This is a genomic window from Vibrio sp. V30_P3S12P165 (genome assembly GCF_009904905.1).
Classification (GTDB): domain Bacteria; phylum Pseudomonadota; class Gammaproteobacteria; order Enterobacterales; family Vibrionaceae; genus Vibrio; species Vibrio fujianensis.
The window spans coordinates 1-12,302 of the sequence record NZ_WXWH01000040.1 but is presented as its reverse complement, the minus strand read 5'-3'; the positions used below and the strand labels follow the sequence as shown (position 1 = coordinate 12,302).

Annotated in this window: 8 protein-coding genes and 1 CRISPR repeat array; of the genes, 7 read left to right on the top strand and 1 reads right to left on the bottom strand. The window is 46.6% G+C overall.

What is annotated here, in order from left to right; all coding sequences use genetic code 11:
- Positions 1 to 255 precede the first annotated feature (255 nt).
- Genes cas3 through cas2 form a run of 7 tightly spaced genes read left to right on the top strand, consistent with a single transcriptional unit; the run spans position 256 to position 8,271 of the window.
- Positions 256 to 2,730: a CRISPR-associated helicase Cas3' gene (cas3, locus tag CAG57_RS08715; protein ID WP_161427290.1), complete on the top strand. Its 2,475-nt coding sequence runs from the start codon at positions 256 to 258 to the stop codon at positions 2,728 to 2,730.
- 31 nt (positions 2,731 to 2,761) lie between these two features.
- On the top strand, positions 2,762 to 3,466 hold the full coding sequence (gene cas5c, locus CAG57_RS08710; RefSeq protein WP_099612546.1) for a type I-C CRISPR-associated protein Cas5c: 705 nt from the start codon (positions 2,762 to 2,764) through the stop codon (positions 3,464 to 3,466).
- Positions 3,463 to 5,430: a type I-C CRISPR-associated protein Cas8c/Csd1 gene (gene cas8c, locus CAG57_RS08705; protein WP_161427289.1), complete on the top strand. Its 1,968-nt coding sequence runs from the start codon at positions 3,463 to 3,465 to the stop codon at positions 5,428 to 5,430. Before cas5c ends, cas8c begins: the two co-directional genes overlap by 4 nt.
- A gap of 16 nt (positions 5,431 to 5,446) precedes the next feature.
- Complete coding sequence (cas7c, locus tag CAG57_RS08700; RefSeq protein WP_161427288.1) at positions 5,447 to 6,316, top strand: type I-C CRISPR-associated protein Cas7/Csd2; 870 nt, start codon at positions 5,447 to 5,449, stop codon at positions 6,314 to 6,316.
- Positions 6,316 to 6,939 (top strand): CRISPR-associated protein Cas4, encoded by a 624-nt coding sequence (cas4, locus tag CAG57_RS08695; RefSeq protein ID WP_161427287.1) that lies wholly within the window; start codon positions 6,316 to 6,318, stop codon positions 6,937 to 6,939. The genes cas7c and cas4 overlap by 1 nt, the downstream gene beginning before the upstream one ends.
- Complete coding sequence (gene cas1c / locus CAG57_RS08690; RefSeq protein ID WP_161427286.1) at positions 6,936 to 7,967, top strand: type I-C CRISPR-associated endonuclease Cas1c; 1,032 nt, start codon at positions 6,936 to 6,938, stop codon at positions 7,965 to 7,967. The genes cas4 and cas1c overlap by 4 nt, the downstream gene beginning before the upstream one ends.
- 10 nt (positions 7,968 to 7,977) lie before the next feature.
- Positions 7,978 to 8,271 (top strand): CRISPR-associated endonuclease Cas2, encoded by a 294-nt coding sequence (gene cas2 / locus CAG57_RS08685; protein WP_099612541.1) that lies wholly within the window; start codon positions 7,978 to 7,980, stop codon positions 8,269 to 8,271.
- 175 nt (positions 8,272 to 8,446) lie between these two features.
- Positions 8,447 to 11,898: a CRISPR direct-repeat array (repeat unit 32 nt; unit sequence GTCGCGCCTCCCGCAGGCGCGTGGATTGAAAC).
- 101 nt (positions 11,899 to 11,999) lie between these two features.
- On the opposite strand, the gene CAG57_RS08680 is transcribed toward cas2, so the two are convergent.
- Positions 12,000 to 12,302, bottom strand: a 303-nt coding sequence (locus tag CAG57_RS08680) for an ATP-binding protein (protein ID WP_161439520.1), incomplete at its 5' end; no start/stop codon positions are given.

The following is a 12,302-nucleotide window of genomic DNA, read 5'->3' as shown; positions in this document are numbered from 1 at the left end:
ACGTTCATTTAACGAGGCCTTTGGTTTGTGCTGCTCTGTCGCGCTATTATGCTTATCTATGCAGTGCGCTCCTTATCTTGTGAGCTGGTGAGATAAATCAACTGATTGCACTACATTTCTTCCCATCCCCAGAAATCACTATAGCTCTTTTCCCCTTTGGAGCTTTATGAAAGAGAGAAGTTACGACCGATATAAGTTTGAACGGCTAACTTGCCATCCTTTTACCGAAAATATGACACCGTGGGAGCGATGCTGATGAATGAAGTAAACCCAAGTGAACTTTATATTGCCCATCCCGATAGTGAGCAAGGACACCACCAAAGCGTTTATGCTCACTTAACAGCAGTGAGCGAATTAGCTGGCAGGCTTGCTGAAAAAATAGGTTTTGCCGAACAAGGGCAACTGATTGGCTTAATGCATGACTTTGGCAAATACAGCAGAGCATTTCAAGTTTACATGCGGCTGATTATTGCAGAGCAAACGGGCTATAACCCAGATAATGATGAGGGGAGTTCTGAAAATTCAAGCAGCAAAAGCTTAAACGGGAAAATTGACCACTCAAGTGCAGGTGCACAATGGGTGATTAATACACTGTTGCCTCATCTAAATCATTTACAGCAACAAGACCAAACTCTTATTCCTTACGGGTTAGCCATTGCTCAAGCACTAAGTCTGTGTATTGCCTCGCACCACAGCGGGTTGATTGATAGCTTGTCAGAAAATGAAAACGTTTTTGCAAACCGGATTAAAAAGCATGATGAACTAACCCATCAAAAAGAATGCACTAAAAACGCAGATCCTGATTTACTTTCACAGGCGCAGTCACTCGCAAGTTTTGAATTTCTTTTAAAAAGCAGCTGCAACCTTAAAAGTATGTTTGATCGATACGGACTTTCAGCTATTGAGCATGATTACTACCTTGGCATGTTTACAAAAATGTTGTTTAGTTGCCTGATTGATGCCGACCGAATTGATAGTGCCGACTTTGAGCAGCCAAGCAATAAACCTGAGCGTTTTAAGCAACCTAATTGGGCGTCTGCTTGCGATCAAATTGAAAACTTTATTGCACAGTTTGAGCCAGTCAATCCCATCGATCATATTCGTGCTGAAATATCAGACAACTGTTTTAATCGCGCACCAGGTGAAACAGGAATTTACAGTTTGACTGTCCCAACGGGTGGCGGAAAAACTTACGCTAGCCTGCGCTTTGCACTGCATCACGCTAAAAAACATAATCTTGATAGGATCATCTACATCATTCCGTTTACCTCAATTATTGAGCAAAATGCCAATGCCATTCGTGAAGTTTTGGGTGAAATAGACTCAGATGATTGGGTATTAGAGCACCATTCAAATTTGGAGCCAGAGCAACAAACGTGGCGTTCAAAACTGGCATGCGAAAATTGGGATAAGCCCATCGTGCTCACCACCATGGTACAGTTTCTTGAAAGTATGTTTGCAAATGGTACGCGTGGATCAAGGCGGTTACATCAGCTTAGTAATGCGATACTGGTGTTTGATGAAATCCAAACACTCCCTATTCGTTGTGTTCATTTATTCAATAACACCATTAACTATTTAACGCGGTTTTGTAACACCACGGCGGTAATGTGTACCGCGACCCAGCCTTTACTCAATCAGTTACCCGAACAAATCAAGCCGTTTGGCGAATTGCAATTACCGCTAGAAAATGAACTAACCCCTAATATTGAAAAGCTTTATCAACAGCTAGAACGAGTGAGAATAAAAAACGTTACCAAAAAAGAGGGTTGGAATGAGGTCGAAATTACTGAACTAGTACAACAGCAATTATCAGCGGTACAAAGCTGTTTGGTGATTGTAAATACCAAAGTTTGGGCAAAGAAACTGTTTCAAGCATTGCAAAGTCAAGTTCTTGATGGGACGAAAATATTCCATTTAAGTACGGGCATGTGTTCGGCTCATCGCAAGCAAATTCTAGATGAAGTTAGAGCGCGGTTATCAGGCGGGTTGGCCACTTTATGTATCAGTACTCAGCTTATTGAAGCCGGTGTTGATGTTGATTTTGGCTGCGTTATCCGTTTTGTCGCTGGCCTTGATTCAATCGCTCAAGCTGCTGGGCGTTGTAATCGAAATGGCAAACAAAAAAGGGGGCATGTGTTCGTGCTTAACCCTGTCGAAGAAAATGTCGGTATGCTACACGATATTAAAACAGGCATTGCTGCTTCAAACCGAATATTCACCGAATTTACCGAACAAGAGCTGCTTAAACCGCAAGCAATGAGTCAATATTTTCAATACTACTTTTATGAGCGCCATAAAGAGATGAGCTATCCGGTTAAGCAAGATCAAAGCTTACTTAACTTGCTAAGTAGTAATCAAAGAAATATCAATAAAACACCGTTTGCACTGAGACAGTCTTTCATGACTGCCGCGAAACAGTTTAAAGCCATTGATGCACCTGTGCATTCCGTGATCGTGCCATTTAATGAAGAAGCGCAAAGCATAATCACACAATTGTGTGCGCTTGATAAGCGCTTTGATGCGGCAAGTTACCGCGGCTTATTAAAAGCTGCACAAAAGTACAGTGTGAATATTTTCCCTAATGTATGGCAAAAACTCACCGATCAGCAGGCGGTGTACCCAATAGCTCAAGACGAAGCTGTGTTTTATTTAAGTGAAGAATTTTACAGTCAAGATTTTGGTTTGAGCTTAGAAGTAACAAATACTCAGCAAGATTTAATTTTTTAAATGCAACCATGTTTTTAACAAGGAGAGCCATGTGAAAAACAGTATTAGTTTTAGATTATGGGGCAGGTATGCGTTATTTACTGACCCCATAACGAAAGTGGGAGGTGAAAAGTGTACTTACCACATTCCTACTTACGAGGCGATTAAAGGGATTTTAAAATCCATCTACTGGAAACCAACCCTTATTTGGCATGTTGATAGAGTCAGGGTAATAAAACCACTGCGTACCCAAACGAAAGGAACAAAGCCGTTGAACTGGGGAGGTGGTAATACTTTGGCGTATTACACCTTTTTACATGACGTTGAGTACCAAATTGAAGCCCATTTTGAGTGGAATGAACACAGACCTGAATTAGCGAAAGACCGTGTTGACGGTAAGCATTTTGCCATTGCTAACCGCATGCTGGAAAAAGGCGGACGACAAGACATCTTTCTAGGTACCCGCGATTGCCAAGCTTATGTTGAACCTTGTGTTTTTGGGGAGGGCAAAGGGGCTTACGATGATATTGATGAGCTGGGTTTTGGCTTAATGTTCCATAGTTTTGGTTACCCTGATGAAACAGGCAACAACGAACTAATTAGCCGATTCTGGCATGGGGTAATGAAAAACGGCGTCATTGAATATCCTCATGTAACAGCATGCCCAGTAACGCGTCACGTGAGAAAAATGGACGCAAAACGTTTTGAGCTTGAACAAAATCTGCAGGGTGTTGAGCAAACGGAGAGTATCTTATGACTTGGTTAACGACGCTCTATAAAACCTACGATGAGCTTGAAAAGCTCAATGAGATGCTGCCATTTGAACAGCAAGTGATGCCGATTTGTCATACCCTTCAAAATGCCCACATACATATTGTGATAAACAATCAAGGTGAATTTGTTCGTGCTGAAGTACTCGAAAAAGCGCAAATAGTCTTACCTGCAACGGAACAATCCGCAGGGCGAAGCAGCGGTTTATGTGCACATGCATTGGCAGATAAAATCCAATACGTTGCGAAAGATTACGCTGATTTCGGTGGTATTAAAAAGTCGGGCTTTGAGTTGTATCAAGCGCAATTAAAAGCTTGGTGTGACTCAGAGCATGGCCACCCAGCAGTGTGTGCTGTCTACCAATACATAGAGAAAGGCACTGTGGTTGCAGACTTGGTCGCTGAAAGTGTGCTACATGAACAAGATGGGCACTTGCTGACGAAGTGGCAAGATGACGGTGAAGCTCCTGCGTTATTAAAAATCCTGCCGAAAGAAAAAGGGTTGTTTGATCAAGGTTCTGCGTTAGTTTGTTGGAGTGTAGAAACACCTGGTGAACCACAATCAAAAACTTGGCTTGATCCAAGTATCCAGCAAAGCTGGATTGCTTTTGATAGCCAAAATGGTGATAGCACAGCCATGTGCTACGCCACTGGTGAAGAAAAACTGGCTGCGAGCAACCACCCAGCGAAGATACGTCATAGTGGTGATAAAGCTAAATTAATCTCTGCTAACGATAAAAGTGGTTATACCTTTCGAGGTCGTTTTTTATCCAATGAAGAAGCTTGCAATATTAGCTTTGAAGTGACACAAAAAGCGCACAATGCACTGCGTTGTTTGTTAACTAAGCAAAGTGTTTTTAGAAATGGCGATCAAGTTTATTTAGCTTGGGCGGTATCAGGCAAAGAAGTTCCAAAGCCTACAGAACTAGACTTCAGTGACTTTGCCAGTTTGTTAGAAGAAACAGATAGCGTAGATCATACACAGGATTTAGGTCGAGCTTACGCTAATCAATTAAAGCGTTACTTTAACGGTATAAAAACGAAAAACCAGTTGGATGACAATGAGCAAATTGCACTGCTCGGGCTAGATTCTGCGACGCCCGGACGAATGGGTATTTTGTATTACCGTGAAACTATAGCCAAAGAGTTTTTAGCGCGATTAGAGCAGTGGCAGCTCGATCTGGGTTGGCAGCAGCGAGTCAAAATAAACGAACAGTGGCAATGGGTTTATAGTGCCCCGAGCTTATTTCGAGTGCTTGATGGTGTATATGGTGATGTACTTAAATCTGCTGACACCTTAAAGAAAAACCTCATTACCCGTTTATACCCCTGTATCGTTGAGGGTAAATCCATTCCTCAAGACATCATGCACAGTGCGTTTCACCGTGCAATTAACCGCGTTGCCTATAAATCCGATCAAACTTGGCTTTGGTTGCAAAATTTAGGTATTGCCTGCTCACTGATCAAAGGTTTTTACATCCGAACAACCCATTCAACTATTCAAAAGGAATACCCAATGGCATTACAACAAGATAATGCCAGTCGCGACTATTTGTTTGGTCGTTTACTGGCGGTGGCTAACAAGATTGAAAAAGTGGCGCTCTCAAGTAGTGAAGCAAATCGTTTAACCACGGCAGAGCGTTTTATGACGCAATTTGTGAATAGACCCGCTTCAACGTGGCTAAACATCAGCAATGCCTTAGTACCGTATCAGCAAAGACTGTTTAATAATTACCAAGGATACGACAACGCAACAAAAGCACTGCTTATGCAAATAACCGATAGGTTTAATCCTGCCGACTTTACCTCAAACCAAAAACTTACCCCTGAATTTTTGCTTGGTTTTCACAACCAAATGATGTGGCTTGAAACTCATAAAGTAGAGAAAGGCCAATGGGTTAAGAAAGTGAATGACGAACAAGTTCAAGAAAACTTAGAAGAAACAGTTTAAGAAAAGGAATATCACTATGACTTTACAAAATAAAATCGACTTTGCATTAATTTTTAACGTATTAAACGCTAACCCAAATGGTGACCCTCTTAATGGCAACCGCCCGCGCACCGATTACGAGGGCTTTGGTGAAATTACCGATGTTTGTTTAAAGCGCAAAATCCGTGATCGTTTACAAGAAGCGGGAGAAAGCATTTTTGTTCAATCGGATGAAAGGAAAACCGATGGCATGACAAGCTTACGCAACCGAGCTGAATCAGACGAGGTTGGTGTAGGCAAAGAGGCATTCAACAGTAAAAAAACGGCACCAAGTCAAGCCGCAAAATTATGTTGTGAAAAATGGCTCGATGTACGTGCATTTGGTCAAGTGTTTGCGTTTAAAGGAACAGGCTCGGATGGTGTGTCTATTCCAATCCGTGGGCCTGTTACGATTCAAAGCGCGTTTAGTATTGAGCCAGTGAGTATTACTAGCACACAAATTACCAAGAGCGTTAGTGGCGAAGGTGATGGCACCAAAAAATCATCAGACACCATGGGGATGAAGCATCGTGTAGATAAAGCCACCTATGTTGCTTTCGGTGCCATGACCCCTCAGTTGGCTGAGAAAACAGGCTTCAGTGATGAAGATGCAGAAAAAATCAAAGCGGTATTAGTCAAACTCTTTGAAGGTGATGCATCATCAGCGCGTCCCGAAGGTTCTATGGGTATTTCACATCTTATATGGTGGAAGCATGGCTCTAAGTCTGGTCAGTATTCTTCAGCAAAAGTGCATCAAACGCTAAGATCTCATATTGAACAAGGTTTACCGCTTGAAACGACGGCGTTGAACGATTCACTGGTAAGCGCTTTACAAGGTCTAGAGCCAGAAGTGATCGAGGGTTTCTAATGATTGATGCTCGCCTAATCAACATCTCCGCTCTACAGCACTTTGCTTTTTGTCAGCGCCAATGCGCGCTGATCCACTTAGAGCAAGTGTGGCAAGAAAACTACCTAACGGCACACGGGCGGCAGTTACATGAGCGTGTGGATAATGGCGAGCCAGAAACTCGTAAAGGGGTGCGTTTTGAACGTGGCGTAGTGGTAACTGCGCCACAATTAGGCGTAACAGGCAAATTAGACTTATTAGAGCACCATAAACTCAGTAACCAATTTGTTCCCGTTGAATATAAACGAGGGAAACCAAAAGCCAGCGATATCGACAAAGTACAGCTGTGCGCGCAAGCCTTATGCATCGAAGAAATGCTATCTGTTGAAGTCAAAAATGGCGCACTTTGGTATTGGCAAACGCGCAAACGCATTGAAATTGAATTCGATAACTCACTGCGAACGCAAACTAACGCCTTGATTACCCAAATACAACAGTTGTTTGCAAACGGAAAAACACCACCGCCAACCAAAGGTAAACACTGTAAGGCATGTTCTTTAATTGAGATCTGTCAGCCAGATTTAATCAACAAAGATGGTTCAAGCGGTTATGTAGCCGGATTGTTTAACACGGAGGCGGAATGAAAAAACTGCAAAACTCACTTTATATCACCAAAGATGGCGTCTATTTACATAAGCAACGCGAAACTTTGTTGATTGAACAAAAAGTCGAGGGTGAAAAGCAAAAACTGATGCAGCTTCCTATTCATTCGATTGGTAGCATCTTTTGTTTTGGCAATATTATGGTTTCGCCGCAGTTACTTGGCTTTTGTGGTGAAAATGGTACACACCTCGCTTTTTTTGATATGCATGGCCGTTTTCTCGCCAATGTGGTTGGCAAACAAACGGGCAATGTATTGCTGCGTAGGCAGCAGTTTAGTGTTCAGGAGCAAGCTGCAAACGAGCTTGCCAAGCATATTGTCGCCGCAAAAATACGTTCATCTCGTATGTTGCTTTTACGCTTTAGACGCAATCACAACAGTACGCCACAGTTAGAAAAAGCCATTGATCGTTTAAAACAAATTATCGAGCAACTCAAAGGAGTGACTAGCTACGACACCATTTTAGGGCTAGAAGGAGAGGCCGCATCACATTACTTTTCCGCGTTTGCCGACATGTTTAAAGGCAATGAAAGCAAACAGTTGTTTGATAAGCGCACTCGAAGGCCGCCTAAAGATCCTGTTAACGCGGTTATTTCACTGCTTTACTCTGTATTAGGGCAGGAGATCAGCGGGGCATTACAAGGAGTTGGCTTAGATCCTCAGGTCGGTTTTTTACACAAAGAACGGCCCGGCAGAAATAGTCTCGCCCTCGATCTTTTAGAAGAGTTTAGAGCTTACATTGTCGATAGTATTGCCTTAAAACTCTTTAATAATAAAAGCCTCACCACCAAAGACTTTGAGACAGATTGTCTTGGTGGAGTCACCATAAAAGACGACGCGCGTAAGCTGGTTTTTCAGGCTTACCAAGCTAAAAAACAAGAAGAAGTCATACATCCTTTTTTGCAAGAAAAGGTGCAAATTGGGTTATTACCGCATGTTCAAGCCATGTTACTAGCCCGGCATTTACGTGGTGATTTAGCCCACTATCCGCCATTTGTGATCAAAAAATAAGGAGCGAGCCATGATGGTTTTGGTCACCTACGATGTATCCTTCGCCAGTGATGATGGGCAAAAACGCCTCAGGCAGTTAGCAAAAGTCTGCTTAGACTATGGTATGAGAGTGCAATATTCAGTGTTTGAATGTGAAATAGACTCAACACAATGGTTAGAATTTAAAGATAAACTTTTATCTATTTATGATCCTGAAGTCGACAGTTTGCGTTTTTATAAGCTCGGTAAAAACTGGCAAAACAAAGTAGAGCACCATGGCGCGAAAGAAGCGATAGATATATTCAGAGATACCCTAATTTTATAATCGCTAGCCTTGGGTTCTCAGTAAAACACTGGGGATCTAGCGATGGCATAAGTTCTTTAAAAATAGAGCAAATATTTATTTTTATAGCTTCACTCAAAATAGTTTTCTTCTACCCAACAAAGTTAGCGGCAAACCATAATATATGCTAGTTTACACGTGCCTTTCACAATAGGCGGTCGCGCCTCCCGCAGGCGCGTGGATTGAAACAAGTCGGACTACCTAAGTCTAGAACAACCCGCCAGTCGCGCCTCCCGCAGGCGCGTGGATTGAAACTAACCGGACAGTGACATGAAAAAAAACCAACTCGGTCGCGCCTCCCGCAGGCGCGTGGATTGAAACAACACGTACCACTGTCGCTGCTCATCATCGATAACGTCGCGCCTCCCGCAGGCGCGTGGATTGAAACTGGCCATGTCCCAATGACTTGCGGCTTGTAGCAGTCGCGCCTCCCGCAGGCGCGTGGATTGAAACCAGATTGGATCGCATCTTGCCCGTAAACCGTTTGTCGCGCCTCCCGCAGGCGCGTGGATTGAAACAAGCTCAATATCATCAGAAAAGTAATCTGTAGCGGTCGCGCCTCCCGCAGGCGCGTGGATTGAAACTGTAAAAAAGAGTATGAATTATGGGAAGTCAACTGTCGCGCCTCCCGCAGGCGCGTGGATTGAAACTTGAACAATCCGCGCTCTGTGGCCAGCTATCCAGGTCGCGCCTCCCGCAGGCGCGTGGATTGAAACGCTTGCGAGGTGTTTTTTGTGTTCGGAGGGGATGGTCGCGCCTCCCGCAGGCGCGTGGATTGAAACCAGAAGGCTTTAAGCCTGCCAGCCTAAAGCCATTGTCGCGCCTCCCGCAGGCGCGTGGATTGAAACTGGGTCGTGAAGGCTCTAACGTTCGGGAAGATTAGTCGCGCCTCCCGCAGGCGCGTGGATTGAAACTGGTGTTGTTCGCCTGCCGCTATCTAACCCGCCAGTCGCGCCTCCCGCAGGCGCGTGGATTGAAACATCTGACGCATCACATCGAGCATCCAGTAAAAGTGTCGCGCCTCCCGCAGGCGCGTGGATTGAAACTCTGGTGTCGCTATCGTTCAGATCGCACAAATAGGTCGCGCCTCCCGCAGGCGCGTGGATTGAAACATTAATTTTAGGCGCAGCAAAGCTTGCGCTCGATGTCGCGCCTCCCGCAGGCGCGTGGATTGAAACCAATACCAACTATAAAGCCGTCGAAGTGCTTGTAGTCGCGCCTCCCGCAGGCGCGTGGATTGAAACATCTAAGCGTAGGAGCATAGACGATGAATGACCGTCGCGCCTCCCGCAGGCGCGTGGATTGAAACAGTATCAAGAATCAGCAAATCCAGCGTGATTTTGTCGCGCCTCCCGCAGGCGCGTGGATTGAAACGCGCTAGGCACGCGCCCAATACCATCGTGCGCCGTCGCGCCTCCCGCAGGCGCGTGGATTGAAACATCATCGATTTGATAGACAGTTTCATCCGCTCCATGTCGCGCCTCCCGCAGGCGCGTGGATTGAAACTTTGTAACGACGCGCCGCTTGATGAGCGTCATCGTCGCGCCTCCCGCAGGCGCGTGGATTGAAACACATGTGCCTAGATCGGCAGGGTGAATAATAAAATGTCGCGCCTCCCGCAGGCGCGTGGATTGAAACAAAGAAATGATGCGCTTTTGTTGAAAGGGTTTCGTCGCGCCTCCCGCAGGCGCGTGGATTGAAACTAGCTCGTTGAAGCTGTAAATTCTGAGGCCACCGTCGCGCCTCCCGCAGGCGCGTGGATTGAAACTAAAACCAATATAAGGCGTCAGCAAACACCTAAGGTCGCGCCTCCCGCAGGCGCGTGGATTGAAACCTTTAAACCTAGCCAACCTTTGCCCCTGTTGTATGTCGCGCCTCCCGCAGGCGCGTGGATTGAAACCAGCAGTAAGGCTAATAAGGAAATAAGCATGTGGTCGCGCCTCCCGCAGGCGCGTGGATTGAAACAGCTTGAAAGCCGGAACTCGCTTTGTTGAATCCAGTCGCGCCTCCCGCAGGCGCGTGGATTGAAACAACAAACTCAAACGCAAGGTGACGCTAAATCACGTCGCGCCTCCCGCAGGCGCGTGGATTGAAACAAAACCTTGAGGTTTACTGCTCCGCTTACGATCAGTCGCGCCTCCCGCAGGCGCGTGGATTGAAACGAATTTGCTGGCCAACATTCACTTTAGGATACAGGTCGCGCCTCCCGCAGGCGCGTGGATTGAAACTGTTTAAGACGCTGAATTGCAGAAAGTCCATTTAGTCGCGCCTCCCGCAGGCGCGTGGATTGAAACCCAAGATGCTGGCTGTACAAGCGAGTTCATTTCGTCGCGCCTCCCGCAGGCGCGTGGATTGAAACTCAAACAACGCAAGAGTCCAAGTTCGTTTAGCATGTCGCGCCTCCCGCAGGCGCGTGGATTGAAACTTCAGATCACGCTCAAGATAGTAATCGCACTCAGTCGCGCCTCCCGCAGGCGCGTGGATTGAAACAATCGTGACCACATAACGCCACTGCTTGTCTGGGGTCGCGCCTCCCGCAGGCGCGTGGATTGAAACAAACCCCAAGAACCGGTACAAGACTGGTGCAAATTGTCGCGCCTCCCGCAGGCGCGTGGATTGAAACAAGGCCAAGTTTGCGCGCCGCGTTTTCAACGCGTGTCGCGCCTCCCGCAGGCGCGTGGATTGAAACCTTTGACTAGGTTGGTTAGTAGCCCTTCGGTAGGTCGCGCCTCCCGCAGGCGCGTGGATTGAAACTCTAGCGCTTCGCCACTGAAATAGTACGTTGCGGTCGCGCCTCCCGCAGGCGCGTGGATTGAAACACTTGCTCGCCATTCGATGTCCACACCTGGAATCGTCGCGCCTCCCGCAGGCGCGTGGATTGAAACTAATAATGCCGTTGAATTGCTTGAAATAAAACTCGTCGCGCCTCCCGCAGGCGCGTGGATTGAAACTCGACTATTAAGTTGATTATAAAAGAGATAATTAGTCGCGCCTCCCGCAGGCGCGTGGATTGAAACTTGCAGCAATTTACCCGTTTCTGCCTGAGCTTTGTCGCGCCTCCCGCAGGCGCGTGGATTGAAACACAGGATCGAGCGGCAGTATCAGAGTTAGCGCAGTCGCGCCTCCCGCAGGCGCGTGGATTGAAACCATCTGGCTCTCCGGAGCAGGGATTGCGTGTGAGTCGCGCCTCCCGCAGGCGCGTGGATTGAAACACGCTCTCTAGCTCGCTCTAAACGCCAGCCCAGTAAGTCGCGCCTCCCGCAGGCGCGTGGATTGAAACTCGACTTGCAGCTGGCGAATAGTCCAGTAGCCCCGTCGCGCCTCCCGCAGGCGCGTGGATTGAAACTCAACACGAGCACGTTTTGAAGATGAATGGAATCGTCGCGCCTCCCGCAGGCGCGTGGATTGAAACAGCAGAGCCAGGCAACGCGAGAGCAAGAAAGCAGTCGCGCCTCCCGCAGGCGCGTGGATTGAAACACCCCAACCGCGCTGCTAACCAGCTTTTGCTGCCGTCGCGCCTCCCGCAGGCGCGTGGATTGAAACATCCTCAGCGACGGTCAGGCCGTCAGTGTGGTGTGTCGCGCCTCCCGCAGGCGCGTGGATTGAAACGCGCTTTATTGTCAACTTGCAGATCAACCAAACTGTCAACGATCACCGAAAACTGATCCACTTTTAGCTTAAAAACGATCAATCAAAATTGATCCACCCTTTTACTCAGGTATTGCTCCTGAGCGTCGTTTATCTTTCAATCGATAACTATCACCACTTAACTGCAAAACATGCGAGTGGTGAAGCAGTCGATCTAACATCGCTGCCGTTAATGTCGCATCATCGGCAAATGCGCTAGGCCATTGGCCAAACGATAAATTGCTGGTCAAAATAATACTGCCATACTCATAGCGCTTAGCGATCACATTAAAAAATAGGTTGGCTTCTTCTCGCCCAAACGGCAGGTAACCGATTTCATCAATGATCAATAACCTTGGAGCCATCACAGAGCGAGAGAGGTATTG